At 75.2% G+C, this 19,481-nt stretch carries 19 protein-coding genes; 9 read left to right on the top strand and 10 right to left on the bottom strand.

Going from position 1 to position 19,481, the window contains the following annotated elements:
* Positions 1-44: 44 nt before the first annotated feature.
* Together WJX68_RS04245 and WJX68_RS04240 are read right to left on the bottom strand one after the other, a co-directional pair.
* The gene (locus WJX68_RS04245) at positions 45-1,094 is read right to left on the bottom strand and encodes a phosphotransferase family protein (RefSeq protein WP_340286259.1); all 1,050 of its coding nucleotides are present in this window, start codon (positions 1,092-1,094) and stop codon (positions 45-47) included.
* Positions 1,091-2,284 carry an acyl-CoA dehydrogenase family protein gene (locus tag WJX68_RS04240; protein ID WP_340286258.1) on the bottom strand — a complete coding sequence of 398 codons (1,194 nt, stop codon included), beginning with the start codon at positions 2,282-2,284 and terminating at the stop codon, positions 1,091-1,093. Before WJX68_RS04240 ends, WJX68_RS04245 begins: the two co-directional genes overlap by 4 nt.
* A gap of 105 nt (positions 2,285-2,389) precedes the next feature.
* Between WJX68_RS04240 and WJX68_RS04235 the strand changes: the two genes are divergently transcribed.
* Both WJX68_RS04235 and WJX68_RS04230 read left to right on the top strand, forming a co-directional pair.
* Complete coding sequence (locus WJX68_RS04235) at positions 2,390-2,962, top strand: TetR/AcrR family transcriptional regulator (RefSeq protein ID WP_340286257.1); 573 nt, start codon at positions 2,390-2,392, stop codon at positions 2,960-2,962.
* A 67-nt stretch (positions 2,963-3,029) separates the two neighbouring features.
* The gene (locus WJX68_RS04230; protein WP_340286256.1) at positions 3,030-4,097 is read left to right on the top strand and encodes an ABC transporter ATP-binding protein; all 1,068 of its coding nucleotides are present in this window, start codon (positions 3,030-3,032) and stop codon (positions 4,095-4,097) included.
* Between the two features lie 127 nt (positions 4,098-4,224).
* On the opposite strand, the gene WJX68_RS04225 is transcribed toward WJX68_RS04230, so the two are convergent.
* Positions 4,225-4,431, bottom strand: a complete 207-nt coding sequence (locus WJX68_RS04225; RefSeq protein WP_340286255.1) for a hypothetical protein — start codon at positions 4,429-4,431, stop codon at positions 4,225-4,227.
* Between the two features lie 252 nt (positions 4,432-4,683).
* On the opposite strand from WJX68_RS04225, the gene WJX68_RS04220 reads away from it, so the two are divergent.
* Positions 4,684-5,442: an SDR family NAD(P)-dependent oxidoreductase gene (locus WJX68_RS04220; RefSeq protein ID WP_340286254.1), complete on the top strand. Its 759-nt coding sequence runs from the start codon at positions 4,684-4,686 to the stop codon at positions 5,440-5,442.
* A gap of 26 nt (positions 5,443-5,468) precedes the next feature.
* Here the strand turns inward: WJX68_RS04220 and WJX68_RS04215 are convergent, their stop codons facing one another.
* From WJX68_RS04215 to WJX68_RS04205, 3 genes are read right to left on the bottom strand one after another with little or no spacing between them, the layout of a single operon-like run.
* Entirely contained in the window at positions 5,469-7,136 is a 1,668-nt protein-coding gene (locus tag WJX68_RS04215) for an efflux RND transporter periplasmic adaptor subunit (protein ID WP_340286253.1), read from the bottom strand.
* 23 nt (positions 7,137-7,159) lie between these two features.
* Positions 7,160-8,380, bottom strand: a complete 1,221-nt coding sequence (locus tag WJX68_RS04210) for an ABC transporter permease (RefSeq protein WP_340286252.1) — start codon at positions 8,378-8,380, stop codon at positions 7,160-7,162.
* Complete coding sequence (locus WJX68_RS04205) at positions 8,377-9,045, bottom strand: ABC transporter ATP-binding protein (RefSeq protein WP_340286251.1); 669 nt, start codon at positions 9,043-9,045, stop codon at positions 8,377-8,379. Before WJX68_RS04205 ends, WJX68_RS04210 begins: the two co-directional genes overlap by 4 nt.
* Before the next feature lie 313 nt (positions 9,046-9,358).
* Here WJX68_RS04205 and WJX68_RS04200 point away from each other — a divergent pair, with 313 nt between their 5' ends.
* Entirely contained in the window at positions 9,359-10,183 is an 825-nt protein-coding gene (locus WJX68_RS04200) for a phosphatase PAP2 family protein (RefSeq protein WP_340286250.1), read from the top strand.
* Here WJX68_RS04200 and WJX68_RS04195 read toward each other — a convergent pair.
* Positions 10,092-11,330: an FAD-dependent monooxygenase gene (locus WJX68_RS04195; RefSeq protein WP_340286249.1), complete on the bottom strand. Its 1,239-nt coding sequence runs from the start codon at positions 11,328-11,330 to the stop codon at positions 10,092-10,094. The two genes, WJX68_RS04200 and WJX68_RS04195, sit on opposite strands and share 92 nt — an antisense overlap.
* Before the next feature lie 194 nt (positions 11,331-11,524).
* On the opposite strand from WJX68_RS04195, the gene WJX68_RS04190 reads away from it, so the two are divergent.
* The 4 genes from WJX68_RS04190 (at position 11,525) to WJX68_RS04175 (ending at position 15,859) form a co-directional block, all read left to right on the top strand.
* Positions 11,525-12,091 carry a TetR/AcrR family transcriptional regulator gene (locus tag WJX68_RS04190; protein ID WP_340286248.1) on the top strand — a complete coding sequence of 189 codons (567 nt, stop codon included), beginning with the start codon at positions 11,525-11,527 and terminating at the stop codon, positions 12,089-12,091.
* Positions 12,092-12,192: 101 nt separating this feature from the next.
* Positions 12,193-12,759, top strand: coding sequence for a 2Fe-2S iron-sulfur cluster-binding protein (locus WJX68_RS04185; RefSeq protein ID WP_340286247.1), 567 nt, complete (start codon positions 12,193-12,195; stop codon positions 12,757-12,759).
* The gene (locus WJX68_RS04180) at positions 12,756-13,772 is read left to right on the top strand and encodes an FAD binding domain-containing protein (protein ID WP_340286246.1); all 1,017 of its coding nucleotides are present in this window, start codon (positions 12,756-12,758) and stop codon (positions 13,770-13,772) included. The genes WJX68_RS04185 and WJX68_RS04180 overlap by 4 nt, the downstream gene beginning before the upstream one ends.
* On the top strand, positions 13,769-15,859 hold the full coding sequence (locus WJX68_RS04175) for a xanthine dehydrogenase family protein molybdopterin-binding subunit (RefSeq protein WP_340286245.1): 2,091 nt from the start codon (positions 13,769-13,771) through the stop codon (positions 15,857-15,859). The genes WJX68_RS04180 and WJX68_RS04175 overlap by 4 nt, the downstream gene beginning before the upstream one ends.
* A 164-nt stretch (positions 15,860-16,023) precedes the next feature.
* On the opposite strand, the gene WJX68_RS04170 is transcribed toward WJX68_RS04175, so the two are convergent.
* The 3 genes from WJX68_RS04170 to WJX68_RS04160 all read right to left on the bottom strand — a co-directional run bounded on the left by WJX68_RS04170 (position 16,024) and on the right by WJX68_RS04160 (position 18,945).
* Complete coding sequence (locus WJX68_RS04170) at positions 16,024-18,234, bottom strand: heavy metal translocating P-type ATPase (protein ID WP_340286650.1); 2,211 nt, start codon at positions 18,232-18,234, stop codon at positions 16,024-16,026.
* Positions 18,235-18,434: 200 nt separating this feature from the next.
* Positions 18,435-18,638: a heavy-metal-associated domain-containing protein gene (locus tag WJX68_RS04165; protein WP_340286244.1), complete on the bottom strand. Its 204-nt coding sequence runs from the start codon at positions 18,636-18,638 to the stop codon at positions 18,435-18,437.
* Between the two features lie 25 nt (positions 18,639-18,663).
* A complete protein-coding gene (locus tag WJX68_RS04160; protein WP_340286243.1) occupies positions 18,664-18,945 on the bottom strand; it encodes a metal-sensitive transcriptional regulator in 282 nt (93 codons plus the stop codon).
* A gap of 94 nt (positions 18,946-19,039) precedes the next feature.
* Here WJX68_RS04160 and WJX68_RS04155 point away from each other — a divergent pair, with 94 nt between their 5' ends.
* Positions 19,040-19,462, top strand: coding sequence for a DUF6153 family protein (locus WJX68_RS04155; RefSeq protein ID WP_340286242.1), 423 nt, complete (start codon positions 19,040-19,042; stop codon positions 19,460-19,462).
* The last annotated feature ends 19 nt before the right edge of the window (positions 19,463-19,481 follow it).

The following is a 19,481-nucleotide window of genomic DNA, read 5'->3' as shown; positions in this document are numbered from 1 at the left end:
TCACGAACCGAGATTCTCCCGGGGCGTGCGGTCCACGGGCCCGGTCAGCCGCCGGTGTCGCGGGCGGCCGCGAGTCCGGCGGCGGCCAGCGGTGCCGTCGCCTCCCCGACGGTCGCGAAGCCGTCGCCGCGGGTGTCGCCGCGCAGGTGCCGCTCGTGGATGCCCTCGGCGATGACCGCGGACTTGAAGTAGGCCAGCCCGCGGTGGAACGCCCAGTCGCGCAGGGTCCGGCCGGACGCCGCGGTGTAGCGCCCGACGAGCTCCCCGGCCCCGGGCATCCGGGGGCTGGTGGACGCCGCGGACCCGGCCAGCACCGGTGCGAACGTCGGGTCGCCGTAGACGGTGTGCAGCGCGAGGTCGGCGAGCGGGTCGCCGAGGGTCGCCATCTCCCAGTCGACCAGTGCGCGGACCCGGGTGGGGTCGTCGCGGTCGAGGATGGCGTTGTCGATGCGGAAGTCCCCGTGCACGACGGCGTGGTCGCTCTCGGCGGGGCAGCTGCGGTCGAGCAGCGCGTGCAGCGATTCGACGTCGGCGAGCTCGCGGGTGCGGACGCGCTGCCACTGGCCGTACCAGCGGTCGACCTGGCGGCGCAGGTAGCCCGCCGGGCGGCCCAGCTGCGCGAGCGGCCCGCTCGTGACGTCCACGGCGTGCAGCGCGGCGAGCGTGTCGACGAGCGCGAACGCGGTCGCGCGCACGGTGTCGTCGTCGAGGGCGCCGAGGTCCTCGGCGCTGCGCACCACGAGCCCGTCGACGAACCCGGTGAGGGCGAACGGCACCCCCAGCACCGACGCGTCGGCCAGGGCGACGGCCGGGGCGACCGGCACGCCGCTGCCGGCCAGCGCCGCGGTGACCCGGAACTCGCGACCCATGTCGTGCGCCGAGGGCGTCAGCGTGCCCAGCGGCGGCCGGCGCAGGATCCAGACGTGCTCGCCGTCGGTGACCCGGTAGGTGAGGTTGGAGCGCCCGCCGGAGACGAGCTCGGCGGTGACGCCGCCGCGGTAGCCGTCGACGTGCCCGGCCAGGAACACGTCGAGGACGGCGAGGTCGAGCGCGGCGGGGTCGGGGCCGTCCTGGGTGGTGTGCGCGGCGCTCATCGGGCCTGCTCCGCGCGGTGGCGCCCGACCGTGCGCTTCGCGATCGACCAGCGGTGGGTCTCCGACGGGCCGTCGTAGATCCGGAACGGGCGGACCTCGCGCAGGAAGCGCCCGAGCAGCACGTCCCCGGACACCCCGCGCCCGCCGCTCAGCTGCACCGCCCGGTCCACCACCCGCCACACGGCCTCGGCGGCGAAGGTCTTCGCGATCGAGACCTCGGTGCCGGCCGGTGCGCCGCGGTCGAGCTCCCAGCAGGCCCGCAGGATCAGCGCCCGCGACGCCGCGATGTCGATCTCGTTGTCGGCGATCATGGCCTGGGCCATGCCGAGATCGGCCAGCCGCGACCCGAACACCTGCCGCCCGGCGGCCCAGGCGACGGCGATGTCCTGCGCCCGGCGGGCGATCCCCAGCCAGCGCATGCAGTGCGTCAGCCGGGCGGGCCCGAGCCGGACCTGCGCGTAGCGGTAGCCCTGGTCGACCTCGCCGAGCACGGCGTCGTCGTCGACCCGGCAATCGGAGAACTCCACCTCCAGGTGCCCGCCGAACAGCGACTCGTCCAGCGTCGGGATGTGGCGGCCGACCGTCATCCCGGGGTTGGTGGCGTCGACGAGGAACATCGTCGCGCCGCCCCGGTCGCCGGGCACGCCGGTGGTGCGCGCCATGACGATGGCGAACGCGGCCCCGTCGGCGCCGGTGGTGAACCACTTGCGGCCGTCAATCCGCCAGCCGCCGTCGACCCGGGTCGCCGTCGTCGCCAGGGCGTCGGGGTCGGAGCCGGCGCCCGGTGCGGGCTCGGTCATCGCGAAGCAGGAGCGGACGTCGCCGGCCGCGAGCGGGGCGAGGTACCGGGCCTTCTGCTGCTCGGAGGCGATCCGCTCGAGCATGTGCACGTTGCCCTCGTCGGGTGCGGCGATGTTGAGCGCGATCGGCCCGAGCAGGGAGTACCCGGCCTCCTCGAACACCGCGGCACGGGCCCGCATGTCCAGGCCGTGCCCACCGAACTCCGGCGACGCGTGCGGCGCGAACACCCCCGCGGCCCGCGCGGCGTCCTGCAGCTCGACCCGGGCGGCCTCGGAGGGCAGGACACCGTCGTGCGCCTCCTCGACGGGGATCACCACCTCCCGGACGAACCGCGCGGTGCGCTCCGCGAGCGCGGCGACGTCGGGGTCGTGGGCGAGATCGACGGCCATGAGTCCTCCGCTGGCTAATGACTGTTAGCCGACTTCTAGCAGCATCATGCACCCGTATCCAGTGAGGGGAGCCTGAGGTCACACTTCAGCTATAGGGTGTTAGCCGTGCGTGGCGAGGAGATCCGGGCGGCGGCACTGGCGGAGTTCGCCCGCCGTGGCTACGAGGCGACGACGATGGCCGACATCGGCGCGGCCGTCGGGATCCGCGGGCCGAGCCTGTACAAGCACGTCCGCTCCAAGCAGGAGCTGCTCGCCTCGGTCATCGACGCGACGATGCGCGCCCTGCTGGCCGGGCACGACGCGGCGGTCGCCGGGGTCACCGACCCGGTCGAGCGGCTGCGGCGGGCCGTGGAGGCGCACGTGCGCTTCCACGCCCGCCACCGGGTGGAGGCCTTCGTCGGCAACCGGGAGCTGCGCAGCCTCACCGAGCCGCACCGCGCGGGTGTGCTCGGCCTGCGGTCGGACTACGAGCTCCGGTTCCGGCGGCTGATCACCGAGGGCGTGTCGGCCGGCGTGTTCCGTGTGGCGTCGCCGCGGCTCGCCGCCTACGCGATCCTGGACCAGGGCATGGGCGTCGCGGTCTGGTTCCGGGAGGACGGCGGCCCGGGGGAGAACGAGGTGGCCTGGCAGCTCGCCGAGTTCGCGCTGCGGATGGTGGGGGTCGACGGCCGGGTCTGATCGTCCGGGCGCTCGCCCCGACGCCGTCGCGGTGCGACCCTGTCGTCGACACGGGAGGAGGCCGCCCATGACGGGTGTCGAGGTGAAGGTCGAGGGGCTGACGAAGTCCTTCGGTCGGGCCAACATCTGGTCGGACGTGACGCTGACCCTGCCCCCGGGCGAGGTGTCGGTGCTGCTGGGCCCGTCGGGTACGGGGAAGTCGGTGTTCCTGAAGTCGCTGATCGGGCTGTTGAAGCCGGAGAAGGGCTCGATCGTCATCGAGGGCGTCGACCTGTGCCGGTGCTCGGAGTCCGAGCTGTATGAGATCCGCAAGCTGTTCGGGGTGCTGTTCCAGGACGGTGCGTTGTTCGGGTCGATGAACCTGTTCGACAACATCGCGTTCCCGTTGCGGGAGCACACGCGCAAGTCGGAGTCGGCGATCCGCGACATCGTCATGGAGAAGATCGACATGGTCGGTCTGGTGGGTGCGGAGGGCAAGCTGCCGGGGGAGATCTCGGGTGGGATGCGCAAGCGTGCGGGGCTGGCGCGGGCGTTGGTGCTGGATCCGAAGATCATCTTGTTCGACGAGCCGGACTCGGGTCTGGATCCGGTGCGGACGGCGTATCTGAATCAGTTGATCATCGATCTGAACGCGATGACGGACTCGACGTTCCTGATCGTGACCCATGACATCAATTCGGCGCAGACGGTGCCGGACAACATCGGGTTGTTGTATCGCAAGCATCTGGCGATGTTCGGTCCGCGGGAGGTGTTGCTGACCTCGGACGAGCCGGTGGTGGCGCAGTTCCTCAACGGGCGTCGTGAGGGTCCGATCGGGATGTCGGAGGAGAAGGACGCGGCGCAGGCGGCGCGGGAGATGGAGGAGGCGGGTGAGCTGGAGGGGCGTCCGCCGATGAAGCCGCAGTTGGTGGCGTCGACGGGGATGCCGGACCGGCAGGCGGTGCACCGTCGGCGGGAGCGGGTGGAGGCGATGATGCACGAGCTCCCGGAGTCGGCGCAGGAGGCGATCCGTGAGCAGCACGCCGAGTCCGACGCGACCTCGGAGTTCGCTCGTCCGGCGCGGGACGGGAACACCCGCCAGGAGCCCCGCGACGACGACCGGCCGACCGACGTGCACCCCCGCGTCGCCCGCTGACGCGACGGTCCGGACGACGTCCCTCCTGGTCACGAGACCCCCGGGCAGGATCGGGCATCCGTCCGGAGGGGCCACCACGGAGGAGCGCGCACGGGGTGCGGGCCGGACGGCCCGCACCCCGCCGGCGTCAGTCCGCGAGCTTGGCGATGGCCTGCGCCCAGAGGAAGTACTTGTTGGTGCCCAGGTCCCGGACGGTCGTGATGTTGAACGCGTCCTTCAGGTGCTGCGCGTCGGCGTCGGAGACGCCCTGCAGCGCGGCGACCGGGGCGGCGGCCAGCTCCTCGATGCTCTTGGACTCGTATGCCTTGTCGACCTTGCCGGCGATGTCGCCCACGGGGCTTCCCTTCTCGCTGCGGCCCGGTGGCCGCGTCGGACAGTGCCCCACCCACCCTGGCAGCGATCGGTGCGCGGCCGAACGAACGACACCCGGGCCTCGGTGAGCGGACGTCACGACGGGGCGAGCGCGCGCCGATCGGTCATGCACAACCGATCAGACCTTTCGGTGGCCGCCGGGGTCCGGTAGGAGAGAGCGCACACCGGTCGTGACCGGCCGGCGGACGCCACCGACACACAGGGAGACCCGACGATGGGTGCACTCGAGGGCAAGGTCGCGCTGATCACCGGAGGGGAGAGCGGGATCGGCCTGGCCGCCGCCCGGCTCTTCGTCGCCGAGGGGGCGCGGGTGCACCTCGTCGGCATCGACGAGGCGAAGCTGAAGTCCGCCGCCGAGGAGCTGGGCGCCGAGCACGCGCTGGCCACGGTGGCCGACGTCGCCGACGAGGGCGCGGTGGCCGAGGCGCTGCGGGCCGGCAGTGCCCACTACGGCCGCTACGACGTGCTGTTCTCCAACGCCGGCAACTCCGGCGAGCTCGCCCCGATCACCGACTACCCGTCGGAGGTCTTCGCCCGCACCCTGTCGATCCACGTGCTCGGCGCGTTCCACATGCTCAAGCACACGACCCCGCACATGAACGACGGCGGCAGCGTCGTCATCACCTCCAGCGTCGTCGGGCTGGTCGGGTTCGGCGACCTGTCGGCCTACGTCGCGGCCAAGCACGGGCAGGTCGGGCTCATGCGCTCGGCGGCCAAGGAGCTCGCGCCGCGCCGGATCCGGGTCAACACGCTGCACCCCGGCCCGACCTCGACGCCGTTCCAGGACGACATCGAGATGCGCGCCACCGGCAAGGACCAGGCCGCCGCCGCGGTGGACTTCGACGCGATGATCCCGCTGGGCCGCCACACCACCACCGAGGAGATCGCGCGGGCCGCGCTCTACCTCGCCTCCGACGCGAGCGCGATGGTCACCTCGTCGACCTTCGCCATCGACGGCGGCATGAGCGGCTGACCCGGCCGGGACGGGGCCGGCCGGGCTCAGTTCCCGCCGGCGCCGCCCCGCTCGCCCGGCCGGCCCGGGGTGGCCTCGACGGTGGCCTGCGGCAGCTGCACGGTCTGGCCGTCGTCGAGCCCGGAGCGGACCTCGGTGAACTCGTCGCCGACGAGACCGGGCTCGAACGGGCGGGCCTGGGGCGTGCCGTCCGGGCCGGGGACGTCGACGACCGAGCGGCCGCCCTCCTGGCGCACCGCGGTGTTCGGGACCCGCAGGACGCCGTCGCGGGCCTGGGTGCGCACGTCGGCCTGGGCGGTCTGGCCGTCGCGCAGCTGCGGGTCGGTCCGGTTGAGCACGACGGTCGCGTAGTAGCTGACCACCCCGGAGACCTGGTCCGCGGTCGGCGCGACGGCGACGACCGTCGCGGGCAGGCTCAGCCCGGGCAGCGCGTCGACGGTGACGTCGACGGTCTGGTTGGCCGCCACCCGGGCGGCGTCGCTCTCCTCGAACGGGACCACGAGCTGGTAGGTCTGCAGGTCGTTGAGCGTCAGGAACGGTGCGCCGCCCCCGGTGGCGGCCCGGGCCGCCCCGGACGCCCCCGCGGACCCGGCCGCGGAGGCCGCACCGACCGCGTCGGGGATGCGGGCGTCGGTGCCCGGGGCGAGTGCGGTCGCCGCGCTCGCGGCCGGGACCGTGTCGCCGACCGCGCCGTTGATCGCCGAGACGGTGCCCGCGACGGGGGCGCGCAGGGTCGTGTCGTCGACGGCCCGCTGGGCGTCGGCGAGGGTGTTGCGGGCGTCGGCGACGACCGCGCCCTGCACCGCGACGTCGGCGGGGGCGTCGTTGTTCGCGCCGGTGAGCTGGGAGCGGGCGTCGGACACCGCGCTCTCGGCGTTCGCGATCGAGACGCGGCCGGACGCGGCGCCGGTGTCGCGGTTGCCCTCGGCCTGCGACAGCGCCGTCTGCGAGGCGATGACCTGGCCCTTCGCGGTGGTGACGGCCTGCTCGTCGGCGGCGATCGCGCTGCACGACGGGTCGGTCGTCGCCGAGCCGAGCCCGGACCCGCCCGACGCGCCGGACCCGCCGCCGGACAGCCCGCCGAGCAGGCCGCCGCCGGAGCCGGACTCCTCGGCGCCCGCCGTCGGTGCCGGGGTCGCGGTGCTCGTGGTCCCGCCGGCCCGTCTGCAGGCGGCGCGGTCGGACTCCAGCTGCCGCTGCGCGGCCGCGTACTGCGTGCGGTCGAACTTCAGCTGCACCTGCGCCCGGTCCACGGCGGTGTCGTTGGCCGCGTTCGTCGCCGCCACCTGCCCGCGGGTCGCGTCGAGGACCGACTGGGCCGAGGCCAGCGCGGCCTGCGCCGCCTCGACGGTGTTCGCACCGGTCAGCTTGCCCAGCGACGCCTGCTGCTGGTCCAGCCCGGCCTGCGCGGCGGCGAGCTGCGACTGCGCCGCCGCGTCGTCGATGCGGGCCAGCGGCTGGCCGGGGGCGACGGTGTCGCCGACCTCGACGAGCAGCTCGGCGACCCGGCCGCCGTCGGCGAAGCCCAGGTTCTGCTGGGTGATCGACACCAGCGACCCGGAGGCGGACACCCCGGTGGTGACGACCCCGCGGTCCACGACCGCCGTCGGCGGGGGAGCGGAGTCGCCGGTGCAGGCGGTGAGGCCCAGCGATGCGGCGAGCAGGAGGCCGCCGGCGAGTCGCAGTCGGGTCATGGGAGTCCTCCTCGGCCGGGCCGTCACTGGTGGCGCAGCGCGTCGATGGGCCGCATGCGCGCGGCCCGGTTGGCAGGGAACCCGCCCGCGAGCAGCCCGATCAGCAGGCTCACGCCGAACGCGAGCACCACCGATCCGGCGGACACGGACGGGGCGGGGAAGTCGGGCACGAGGCGGGGCAGGACGACACCGGCGAGCGCGGACACCCCGACGCCGAGCAGGATGCCGATCACCCCGCCGATGCCGGTCAGCACCATCGCCTCGATGAGGAACTGCTGCAGGATCGCCCGGCGGCGCGCCCCGATCGCCTTGCGGATGCCGATCTCGCGGGTCCGCTCGGTCACCGTGACCAGCATGATGTTCGCGACGCCGATGCTGCCCACGAGCAGCGAGATGCCCGCGACGGCCGCGACGAAGATCGTCACGAAGCTCAGGACCTGCGAGGACTGGTCGAGCAGGCTCTGCAGGGCGGTGACGGTGTAGTCGCGGTCCTCGGGGTCGTCGATGCGGTGCCGGTCGTCGAGGATCGAGGTGGCCTGGGCGACCGCCTGCGGGACGGCGTCGGTGGACACCGCCCGCACGGTGATCTGGTCGACGACGTCGCCGCCGCCGGTCAGGTAGGCGCGCGCCGCGCCGAGCGGGAGCACGGCGACGTCGTCCTGCTGGCCGTTGGCCGCGAGCACCCCGATGACCCGGAAGGTGGTACGGCCGATGCGGATCTCCGAGCCCAGCGCGTCCCCGGCCCGGCCGCCGAACAGCGACGCGACCGGGTTCGGCCCGAGCACCACGACCTTCGCCCGGGTCGTGGCCTGCCGCTCGTCGAAGAAGGACCCGACGACGAGCTCGCGGTTGCTCACGTCGAGGTAGTCGGCCTCGGCGCCGGTGACCCCGCTGCGGTAGGAGCCGCCGCCGGCGAGCTGCAGCTGGGCCGAGCCGGTCACCGAGGGGCTCACCGACGCGATCGCCGGGGCGTCGGTCCGGTCGCGCAGCGCGCGGATGTCGGCGTCGGTCAGGTCGCGGGCCGAGCCGGAGCCGCTGATCCCGCCGCGGTCGGGGGTGATCTGGATCTGGTTGGCCAGCGGGCCGAACGCGTCGGCGACGAAGCGCTGCAGCCCGTTGCCGAACGCGACGAGCACGATCACCGCGGCGACCCCGATGATGATCCCGAGCATGGTCAGCAGGGAGCGCAGCGGGCTGCCCCGCAGCCCCCGCACCGCGATCCGCGCGGACTCGCCGATGTTCACCGGCGCTCGTCGCCGACGATGCGGCCGTCGCGCAGGGTCACGACCCGCTTGGCGAACTCGGCGACCTCGGGCTCGTGGGTGATGAGCACGACCGTGCGGCCCGCCTCGTTCAGCTCGACGAACAGGTTCATGACGTCGGTCGTCGAGGTCGTGTCGAGGTTCCCGGTGGGCTCGTCGGCCAAGATCATCGACGGGTCGGTGACCAGCGCCCGGGCGACGGCGACGCGCTGCTGCTGGCCGCCGGACAGCTCGTTGGGTCGGTGCCCGGCGCGGTCGGCGAGACCGACCCGGGCCAGTGCCCGCTGCGCCCGGCCCCGGCGGTCCGGGCCGCCGGCGTAGACGAGCGGGAGCTCGACGTTGCGGGCGGCGGAGGTGCGCGGCAGCAGGTTGAACGACTGGAAGACGAAGCCGATCTTCTGCAGCCGGATGTCGGCGAGGCGGTTGTCCGACAGCGCGCCGACGTCGACGCCGTCGAGCCGGTAGGTGCCCTCGGTCGGGACGTCGAGGCAGCCGAGGATGTTCATCATCGTGGACTTGCCCGACCCGGACGGGCCCATGATCGCGACGAGGTCGCCGTCCTCGACGTGCAGGTCGACACGGTCCAGCGCCCGCAGCTCCAGGGCCCCCGTCCGGTAGACCTTGGAGACCCCCTCGAGCTCGATCACGGCCCGGACGTTACGGGGGAGGGCCGTCCGCGGAATTGTCGGGTGGGCCCCGGGGAATGGTCCCGACAATCGATCATCACTCGATCGAGTGACGCGAATTCCGACGCCGTCACCTGCGGGGACATCGTCCGTTAGTGCGGGATCAGGCGAATTCCCGTCGATTCCACCGGCCCGTGGTCACCTCCCGTGCCCACGATTCCGTGACCTCTTCGTGACGGTTCCGTCGATTCCCCGGTCCCGCTCTCAGCGTCACCACAGCGTCCCGGCGCGACACTGGCCCGGTCGTTGCAGGACGGAAGAACGGGGAGCAGCCGTGCAGTACGCGGACGCCCAGCAGGCCGCGGGCCTGGCCATGGCACTGGGCTGGGTGCTGGTCGCGGTCGTCCTGTGCGCCCGCCAGGCCGGGCTGGTGACCCTCGGTCCGGCCCTGCACCACGGGCTCCGGCTGCCCGGTCCCGTGCTCTGGGGCAGCGGAGCGGCGGTGGCCCTCTACGCCGCGCAGTCCGTGGTCGTCGACGCCGTCGAGGACGCCCCGAACCGGGTCACCGTCCTCGACCGCCCGGTGCTCGACTGGATGGTGGCGCACCGCAGCCCCGGCCTGACCGCGGCGATGGAGGCGGTCAGCCGCTGGGGCGGGACGAACGGCACGCTGCTGCTGGCCGGGGCGGCCGTCGTCGTGCTGCTGGTGGCCCGGCGCGCGGCCGACGCCGCCGCGGTCGCCGTCGCGACGGCCGGGGTGGCCGTGCTGGTGCCCCTGTTCAAGGACGTCTACGGCCGCAGCCGCCCGCCGGTGGCGACCCGGCTGGCCGTCGAGCCGGACGCCTCGCTGCCCTCCGGGCACGCGCTGGGGGCGCTCGTGATCGTCGGCATCGTCGCGGTCGTGCTGGTGCCCGCGCTGCGGGCGGCCTGGCTGCGGGTCGCGGTGGTGGCCGCCGCCGCGGCCGTGGTGCTGACGATCAGCCTGAGCCGGCTCTACCTGGGCGTGCACTGGGCGACCGACGTGCTGACCAGCTGGACGCTGGGCGGGGCGTGGCTGGCCGCCGTCGTCACCGCGTGGTGGTGGGCGGCCGTGAGGACGCCGCGGCGCCCGGCGGCGCCGGGACGTCCGGCAGCACGAACGCGTTCACCGCAGGGGTGATCCGGCCGGTCAGCAGCCCGCCCAGCGCGCGGCCGGCCGGGCTCGCGGCCGCGCGGGCCGCGGTGTGCAGCACCCGGATCCCGGCCGCGGTCCGCGGGTTGGCCAGGGTCAGCGGGGGGAGCCGCTGCGCGGCCTCGGCGGCCGGCCGCAGCAGGCGCTCGTAGCGGGCCAGCGCCCCGGCGGTGTCGCCCGGGGTCCGCGCGAGCTCCCCGGCCAGCACGTACGCGCCGATCAGCGCCAGGCTGGTGCCCCCGCCGCCGAGCGGGGACGGGCAGTGCGCGCTGTCGCCGAGCAGCACCACCCGTCCCGAGCTCCACCGCGGTGCGCGCACCTGCCCGACCGCGTCGAAGTACATCGGGGCGTCGTCGAGCTCGCGCAGGATCCGCGGGGCCTCCCAGCCGGCGTCGGCGAACGTGCGGTGCAGCAGGGTGCGCACGTCACCGGGGGCCAGGGTCTCCAGCCCGCGCACGCCGGACAGGAAGGTCAGCATGGCGCGGGTGGTGCCGAGGTTGTCCGGGCGCAGGTGCACGCCCCGCGACCCGGGCAGGTGGTGCCAGCTCCACCACGGGTCGTCGGTGGGCAGCCGCGGGATCGTCAGGTAGGCCAGGTACATGCCGGTCTCGCGGACCGTCGCGCCGCCGAGCAGGCGGTCGCGGGTGCGCGAGCGCAGCCCCTCGGCGACGACGACCAGGTCCGCCGCGACGGTGCTGCCGTCGTCGAGCGCGACGCGGGCCCGGTCGCCGCGGTCGTCGACGTCGGTGACCGTCGTGCCGAAGCGGACCTCGACCTCCGGGCCCGTGGCCTCCAGCAGCACCCGGGACAGCTCCCCGCGCAGGATCTCCAGCTCGGCGGTGGGGCCGTCGCCGTCGCCGGCGATGACCGGGAACTCCGCGACGGCCCGGCCGCCGTCGCCGACGACGCGGAAGCCGGCCTCACGGGTGCCGGCGGCCCGCACGGCGTCCTCCAGGTCCATCCGGCGCAGGACGTCGCGGGCCGCGCCGCGGACGTCGATGTTCTGCCCCTCGTCGCGGCGCCGCGGCGCCCGCTCGACGACGGTGCTGCGCCAGCCGTACGCGGCCAGGCGCAGGGTGAGCGCGGTGCCGGCGATGCCGGCCCCGGAGATCAGGGCGTGCCGCTGAGGCGTCATGGGAGAGCGATGACCGGAACACCCCGGTGGCTAAACCCCGCCGGCACGATCCCCTCGGCGACCGGCGGTCGTGATGCCGACCCAGGGCCGGGACGCGGCGGGACCTCCGGGAGATGAAGCGGAACGTTGCTCCGGATACGGTACGGAACGACGTTCCGGAGATCGGGCCCGGCCGTGCCGGAGGGAGAGGTGCCATGGGGACGCGCGAGGAGCCGGTGCGGGCGGACGCCCGCCGCAGCCGGTCGGCCCTGCTCGAGGCGGCGGCCGCCGTGTTCGTGACCGACGGCGTGGACGCGCCCGTGCGGGCGGTCGCCGCCCGCGCCGGAGTCGGCGTGGGCACCGTCTACCGCCACTTCCCGACCCGGCCGGACCTGGTCGTCGCGGTCTACCGGCACCAGATCGAGTCCTGCGCGGCGGCGGCGCGGACCTGCCTCGACGCCGCCGCGACGCCGTACGGGGCCCTGCTGGACTGGGCGGGGACCTTCGTCGACCTGCTGGTGACCAAGCACGGCCTGGCCGGCGCGCTGAGCCAGGACTCGGGCCGGTCCGCCGCGCTGCACTCGCTGTTCCTCGAGCGGGTCCTGCCCGCGTGCGCCACCATCGTGGCGGCCGCCGCCGACGCCGGGCAGGTGCCGCACGACGTCACCGCCTACGAGGTCCTGCGGGGCATCGGCAACCTGTGCGTGGGTGCCGACGGCGACCCGCGTTACGACGCGCGCCGGGCGGTCAGGTTCTTCCTCGCCGGTCTCCGGGTTGCGTAACCGGAACGCTGTTCCGTAGCTTTACCGGAGGCGACTCCGTTTCGGTCGCTGTCCGTCTCCCGACCACCACCTCCGCCACCGCGGAGAAGGAGGCATCCGTCGTGGACTCCACGATCTCACTGACCGTCGACGGCCGCCGGCACGAGCTGACCGTCGACACCCGCACGACCGTCCTCGACGCGCTGCGCGACCGGCTCGGCGTCACCAGCGCCAAGAAGGGCTGCGACCACGGCCAGTGCGGCGCCTGCACCGTCCTGCTGCGCGGGCCCGGCGAGGACCCCGGTGCGCCGGGGCACGGCCGTCGCGTCCTGTCCTGCCTGTCACTGGCCGTCGCCCACGACGGCGCCGAGGTCACCACCGCCGACGGGCTCGGCCCGGCCTCGGGCGACGAGCTGCACCCGCTCGCCGCGGCCTTCGTCGAGTACGACGCCTACCAGTGCGGCTACTGCACCCCCGGCCAGATCTGCTCGGCCGTCGGGATGCTCGACGAGGCCGCCGCCGGGCACCCCAGCGCCGTCACCGCCGACCTGGCAGGCGACGGCCCGGCCGCGCTGGACCGCACCGAGATCGCCGAGCGGCTCAGCGGCAACCTGTGCCGCTGCGCGGCCTACCGCGGCATCGTCGACGCCGTCGACTCCGTCGCGCACGGGGCGGTGCAGGGCCGGTGAAGCCGTTCGCCTACACCCGTCCCGCCGACGCCGCGAGCGCCGTCGCCGCCGTCGCGGCCGACCCGTCCGCGGCCTACCTCGCCGGCGGCACCAACCTCGTCGACCACCTCAAGCTGGGCGTGGCCGAGCCGGGCACGCTCGTCGACGTCACCGGGCTGCTGTCCACCGCGATCACCCCGACCGACGACGGCGGCCTGCTCATCGGCGCCGGCGCGCGCAACACCGACGTCGCGGCCGACCCGCGGGTGCGCAGCGCGTTCCCCGCGCTGTCCGCGGCGCTGCTCGCCGGTGCCTCCGGGCAGCTGCGCAACATGGCCACCACCGGCGGCAACCTGCTGCAGCGCACCCGCTGCTCCTACTTCGCCGACCTCACCGCGCCGTGCACCAAGCGCGACCCCGGCCAGGGCTGCTCGGCACGGACCGGATGGGCCCGCCACCACGCGATCCTCGGTGCCGGCGAGGGCGAGTGCATCGCCACCCACCCGTCGGACATGGCGGTCGCGCTCGCCGCGTTCGACGCCCGGGTGCACGTGCTCGGGCCGGCGGGCGAGCGGACCGTCGCGGCCACCGAACTGCACCGGCTGCCCGGCGCCGACCCGTCGCGCGACACCGTGCTGGAGCACGGCGAGCTGATCACCGCCGTCGAGCTGCCCGCCTCGCCGGTCGCGGCCCGCTCGGCGTACCGCAAGGTCCGTGACCGCGCGTCGTACGCGTTCGCGCTGGTGTCGGTGGCCGCCGCGCTCGACGTCGGCGCCGACGGCACCGTCCGCGACGTGCGGATCGCGCTCGGCGGCGTCGCGCACCGGCCGTGGCGCGCGACCCGCGCCGAGGCGGCGCTGCGCGGCGGGCCGGCCACCGACGAGGCGTTCCGCGCCGCCGCGGCGGCCGAGACCGACGGCGCCCGCGCGGTCGACACCGTGGCCGGCGGCAACGCCTTCAAGATCCCGCTGGTGGCCGGCACGGTCACCGCCACCCTGCGTGCGCTCGCCGCGCACGGGACGGAGGTCGCATGACCACCACCGCAGCCGGTCCGGGCCTCACCCGCGTCGAGGGGCCCGCCAAGGTCACCGGCAACGCCGTCTACGCCTACGAGCAGGACGCCGCGCAGCCGCTGCACCTGCGCGGGGTCGGCGCGACGATCGCCCGCGGCCGGGTCCGCGCCGTGCACACCGACGCGGCCGCGGCCGTGCCCGGCGTCGTCGCGGTGCTCACCCCCGACACCGCCCCGCGCCTCGGCGGCGAGGCCGGCGCCGAGCAGTCGGTGCTGCAGTCCGCCGTGGTGCACCACCGCGGGCAGTACGTCGCCGCGGTGCTCGCCGAGACCCCGGAGGCGGCCCGCGAGGCCGCCGACGCCGTCGTCGTCGACTACGACGCCGAGCCCGCCACCACCGCGTTCGACCCGGACTCGGCGGAGGCCTACACGCCCGAGGTCGTGGTCGCGTTCCCGCCGGACACCAGCACCGGTGACCCCGACGCGGCGTTCGACGCGGCCGCGGTGCGCGTCGAGGCGACCTACACGACGCCGATCGAGTTCCACCACCCGATGGAGCCGCACACGACCGTCGCCCGCTGGGACGGCGAGCACGTCACCCTGTTCGAGGCGAGCCAGTCGGTGTGGGACGCCCGCCGCCAGATCGCCGCGCTGTTCGGCATCGGCGACGACGGCGTCACCGTCGTGTCGCCGCACGTCGGCGGCGGGTTCGGCACGAAGGGCACGCTGCACGCCGGGTCGGTCCTGACCGCGCTCGCCGCGCGGGCGGTGCCCGGCCGCTCGGTGAAGCTCGCGCTCTCGCGCCGCGAGATGACCGACACCACCGGCTACCGCCCGGCGACGGTGCAGCGGCTGCGGCTCGGCGCCGGCACCGACGGCCGCCTGGTGTCGGTCTCGCATGACGTCGTCGAGTCCGGGGCGCGGATGGCCGAGTTCGGCGAGCCGACCGCGGTCATCAGCCGCCACCTCTACGCCGCCGAGCACCGGCGGACCTCGCACCGGGTGGTGCCGCTGGACCTGTCGACACCGACCTACATGCGCGCCCCCGGCGAGGCCCCCGGCAGCTTCGGGGCCGAGTCCGCGATGGACGAGCTGGCCGTCGCGCTCGGGATCGACCCGGTCGAGCTGCGGATCCGCAACGAGCCCGACGCCGACCCGGACACCGGGCGGCCGTTCTCCAGCCGCAACCTCGTCGCGTGCCTGCGCCGCGGCGCGGACCGGTTCGGCTGGGCCGGGCGCGACCCGCGCCCGCGCACCCGCCTCGTCGACGGCTGGTGGCACGGCACCGGGGTGGCCGCCGCGTTCTTCCCCAGCTTCGCCATGCCCGGCTCGGCCGCGGGCATCCGCTACGACGCCGGCGCCCCCGGCGGTGCCCCGGGCCGCTACCGGGTCGACATCGCCGCCGCCGACATCGGGCAGGGCGCGCGCACCGTGCTCACCCTGGTCGCGGCGGAGGCGCTGGGCGTCCCGGCGTCACAGGTCGACCTGAACCTCGGCGACACCGGCCTGCCGCACGCCACGATGGCGGGCGGCTCGGCGGGCACCGCGTCCTGGGCGACGGCGATCGTCGAGGCCGCCGACCGGTTCCGCGACAAGTGGGGCACCGACCCCGACGACGGCTCGGAGGCCGACGGCGTTGCCGGGCACAACCCGGCGATGGCCGAGTACGCGATGGGCGCCCACGGTGCGCACTTCGTCGAGGTCGCCGTGCACGCCGACACCGGCGAGATCCGGGTGCCGCGGATGCTGGGCGTGTTCGCGGCCGGCCGGATCCTCAACCCGCTCACCGCCCGCTCGCAGTTCCTGGGCGGCATGGTGTGGGGCCTGTCGATGGCGCTGCACGAGGAGGGCGTCGTCGACCCGGGGCGCGGGCACGTCGTCAACCACGACCTCGCCGGCTACCACGTGGCGGCGAACGCCGACGTCGGCGACATCGACGCCGAGTGGGTCGAGGAGGACGACCCGCACGTCAACCCGGTGGGCGCGAAGGGCATCGGGGAGATCGGGATCGTCGGGGTGGCCGCGGCCGTCGCGAACGCCGCGCACCACGCCACCGGCGTGCGGGTCCGGTCACTGCCGATCACGCTGGAGCACTTCCTGGGCGACTGACCCCCGGCGGCGGGGGCGGGTGTGGACGCGGCGCGACCGGGTACCCGGGGACCATGCCGGCCGTCGTTCCCGGGGCGATCGTCGGCACAGGTCCCTCCGGTTGAGATCGTGCAGCCGGTGGGACCGCCCCCCGGGCCGCGACGGCCGGTGGGGCGGCCCCGGCCTCAGCCCGCCAGCGGCCGGAAGCGGCGCAGCCGCAGGCTGTTGAGCACCACGCACACCGAGCTGACCGCCATCGCCGCACCCGCGATCATGGGGTTGAGCAGCCCGAGCGCGGCCAGCGGGATCGCGGCGGTGTTGTAGGCGAAGGCCCAGAACAGGTTGCCCTTGATCGTGCGCAGGGTGCGCCGGGCGAGCCGGACGGCGTCGGCGGCGGCCCGCAGGTCCCCGCGGACCAGCGTGATGTCCGAGGCCTCGATGGCGACGTCGGTGCCGGTGCCCATGGCCAGGCCGAGGTCGGCCCGGGCCAGCGCGGCGGCGTCGTTGACGCCGTCGCCGACCATCGCCACGACCCGTCCCTGCTCCTGCAGCCGCGCGACGACGGCGAGCTTGTCCGCGGGCAGCACGTCGGCGATCACGGTGTCCGGACCCGGCTCGATGCCCACCTCGCGCGCGACGGTCTCGGCGACCGCGCGGTTGTCGCCGGTCAGCAGGACCGGGCGCAGCCCGAGCCTGCGGAACTCGGCGACGGCCTCGGCGGAGGTCGGCTTCACGGTGTCGGCGACGACGAGCACGGCGCGGGCCCGCCCGTCCCAGGCCACGACGACCGCGGTGCGCCCGCGCGCGGCCTCGTCGGCCGCGGCGCCGCTCAGCCCGTCCGGCGTGCCGATCCCGGCCTCCTCCAGCAGCCGCGGGCGTCCGACCAGGACCCGGTGCCCGTCGACGACGCCCTCGACGCCGAGCCCCTCGTGGCTGAGGAAGTCCACGACCGGTGCGAGCGGTCCGGTCCGCTCCGCCGCGGCGGCGGCGATCGCGGCCGCGACCGGGTGCTCGGAGGCGCGCTCGACCGATCCGGCCAGGCGCAGCGCCGTGGCCTCGTCGGTGCCGCCGTCGGTGCCGCCGTCGGTGTGCACGGCGACCAGTGACATCGTGCCCGTGGTGACGGTGCCGGTCTTGTCCAGCACGACGGTGTCCACCCGCCGCGTCGACTCCAGCACCTCCGGGCCCTTGATCAGGATGCCGGCCTGGGCGCCGCGTCCGGTGCCGACGAGCAGTGCGGTCGGCGTCGCGAGACCCAGCGCGCACGGGCAGGCGATGATCAGCACGGCGACGGCCGCGGTGAACGCGGTGGCGGCGAGTGCACCGGTGAGGATCCAGACCAGCAGCGTCGCGGCGGCGACGACCGCGACCAGCGGCACGAACACCGCGGAGATCCGGTCGGCGAGCCGCTGCACCTCGGCCTTGCCGTTCTGCGCCTCCTCGACCAGGCGGGCCATCTGCGCCAGCGCGGTGTCGGACCCGATCCGGCTCGCCCGCACGACGAGCCGGCCGCCGGCGTTCACGCAGCCGCCGACGACGGTGTCCCCGGTGCGGACCTCGACCGGCACCGACTCGCCGGTCAGCATCGAGGCGTCGACCGCGGAGCGGCCCTCGACGACCTCGCCGTCGGTGGCGATCTTCTCCCCGGGCCGGACGACGAACTCCTCGCCCACGGCCAGCTCGGCGACCGGGACGCGGACCTCGACGCCGGCACGGAGCACGGTGACGTCCTTGGCGCCGAGCTGCAGCAGCGCGCGCAGCGCGGCCCCGGCCCGGCGCCGTGAGCGCAGCTCGACCCAGCGCCCCGCCAGCACGAACGTCGTCACCGCGGCGACGACCTCCAGGTAGACGTTCCCGGCGCCGTCGGTGCGCGAGACGGTCAGCTCGAACGGGTGCACCATGCCGGGCATCCCGGCGGTGCCGAGGAACAGCGCGTAGAGCGACCAGGCCAGTGCGGCGGTGGTCCCCATCGAGACGAGCGTGTCCATGGTGGCCGCGCCGTGCCGGGCGTTGGTCCACGCGGCGCGGTGGAACGGCGCCCCGGACCAGCCCCAGACGGGCAGCGTGAGCAGCAGCGAGGCCCACTGCCAGCCGACGAACTGCAGCGGCGGGGCCATCGCCAGCACGACGACGGGCACCGACAGCACGGCCGCGACGGCCAGCCGGTCGCGCAGGTCGTCGAGGTCGTGCCCGGCGTCGGCGTCCCCGTCGGCGCCGTCGGCGGGCGGGGTCGCGGTGTAGCCGGCCGCCTCGACGGTGCCGACGAGCGCGTCCAGCCCGATCCCGGCCGGGGCGCTGACCCGGGCCTTCTCGGTGGCGTAGTTGACGGTGGCGGTGACGCCGTCGAGCCTGTTGAGCTTGCGCTCGATGCGGTGGGCGCACGACGCACAGGTCATGCCGCCGACGGCGAGCTCGATCTCGGTGACGGTGGTGCCGGTGGTGACGGCACCGGTCTCGGCGACGGTCCCGGGCGCGGCTGCACGGGGCAGGGCGTCGGTGGGGCCGTGGGCCGGGGACGTGTCGGTCATGGTCGGTCCTCCGGTCGGACCCGGCGCGGGTGGCGGTGCGACCCGCGCCGGGTGGATGGCTGTGGGGCTCAGGCGAGCTGGTAGCCCGCCTCGTGCACGGCGTCGCGGACGGCGTCGGGGGAGACCTCGCCCTCGCTGGTGACGGTGACGGCGCCGGTCGGGAGGTCGACGTCGACGCCGGTGACGCCGGCGATCTCGCCGATCTCCTCGGTCACCGAGGCGACGCAGTGCTCGCAGGTCATGCCGGTGACGGTGTAGCTGGTGGTGCTCACAGGGATCGTTCCTCTTCCATCAGGGTCAGGATCGGACCAGCCGGGCGATCGCCGCGCTGGCCTCGGAGATCTTCTCCTCGGCGACGGGGCCTCCCTCGGCGGCGGCGTCCGCGACGCAGTGCTTCAGGTGCTCGTCGAGCAGGCCCAGCGCCACGGCCTCGAGGGCCTTGTTGACCGCGGCGACCTGGGTCAGCACGTCGATGCAGTACTTGTCCGACTCGATCATCCGGGTGATGCCGCGGACCTGGCCCTCGATCCGGCGCATCCGCTTGACGTGCGCGTCCTTGGTGTCGGCATAGCCGTGCATCGCGTCCTCCTCCGGTCCACCGTCCACTATACCCTTGGGGGGTATGGGTATCCAGAGGTGCCGGGCGGGTCCCCCGGCCGGTAGCGTCCCCGGCGTGACGACCGGGACGCGGCTGCTGCTCGTGCTGCCGGTCCTGCTCGGGCTGCTCGGCATGCACGCCCTGGCCGCGCCGCCCGCCGCCGAGCCCCTCGCCGCCGGCCTCCCGCCGGCGCACGCCGGCGCCGCGTCACCCGGACCCGCAGGCACCGGGCACGGGCAGCACGAGGGCCACCGGGACCACGGGGACCGCGGGGGCCACGGCGACCACGGCGACCACGGCGCGGCGTCGCACCTGCTGCACCTGTGCCTCGCCGTCCTCGTCGCCGGGGTCGCGCTGGTCGCGGCGCTGCTGCTCACGACGGTCCGGCCGCCGTGGCCGGGCCGGACGGCGTCCCCCGGGCGCGGGAGCCGGGCACCGGCCGCCCGGCCGCCACCCGTCGGACGGCGGCTCGCGCAGCTCTGCGTGCTGCGGAACTGATCGGCCCCCGGCGCGGGAG

It is taken from the genome of Pseudonocardia spirodelae, from assembly GCF_037727765.1.
GTDB lineage: Bacteria > Actinomycetota > Actinomycetes > Mycobacteriales > Pseudonocardiaceae > Pseudonocardia > Pseudonocardia spirodelae.
Note: the sequence above shows the minus strand (reverse complement) of the source record. Positions and strands in the feature narration are given on the sequence as shown.

Bases quoted from the DNA above. Each gene is read 5' to 3' on its own strand.
- WJX68_RS04160 (WP_340286243.1), bottom strand. From the start codon at position 18,945: ATGCACGGCTATGCCGACACCAAGGACGCGCACGTCAAGCGGATGCGC.
- WJX68_RS04190 (WP_340286248.1), top strand. From the start codon at position 11,525: ATGGGGACGCGCGAGGAGCCGGTGCGGGCGGACGCCCGCCGCAGCCGG.
- WJX68_RS04230 (WP_340286256.1), top strand. From the start codon at position 3,030: ATGACGGGTGTCGAGGTGAAGGTCGAGGGGCTGACGAAGTCCTTCGGT.
- WJX68_RS04245 (WP_340286259.1), bottom strand. From the start codon at position 1,094: ATGAGCGCCGCGCACACCACCCAGGACGGCCCCGACCCCGCCGCGCTC.
- WJX68_RS04220 (WP_340286254.1), top strand. From the start codon at position 4,684: ATGGGTGCACTCGAGGGCAAGGTCGCGCTGATCACCGGAGGGGAGAGC.
- WJX68_RS04215 (WP_340286253.1), bottom strand. From the start codon at position 7,136: ATGACCCGACTGCGACTCGCCGGCGGCCTCCTGCTCGCCGCATCGCTG.
- WJX68_RS04175 (WP_340286245.1), top strand. From the start codon at position 13,769: ATGACCACCACCGCAGCCGGTCCGGGCCTCACCCGCGTCGAGGGGCCC.
- WJX68_RS04240 (WP_340286258.1), bottom strand. From the start codon at position 2,284: ATGGCCGTCGATCTCGCCCACGACCCCGACGTCGCCGCGCTCGCGGAG.
- WJX68_RS04195 (WP_340286249.1), bottom strand. From the start codon at position 11,330: ATGACGCCTCAGCGGCACGCCCTGATCTCCGGGGCCGGCATCGCCGGC.
- WJX68_RS04170 (WP_340286650.1), bottom strand. From the start codon at position 18,234: ATGACCTGTGCGTCGTGCGCCCACCGCATCGAGCGCAAGCTCAACAGG.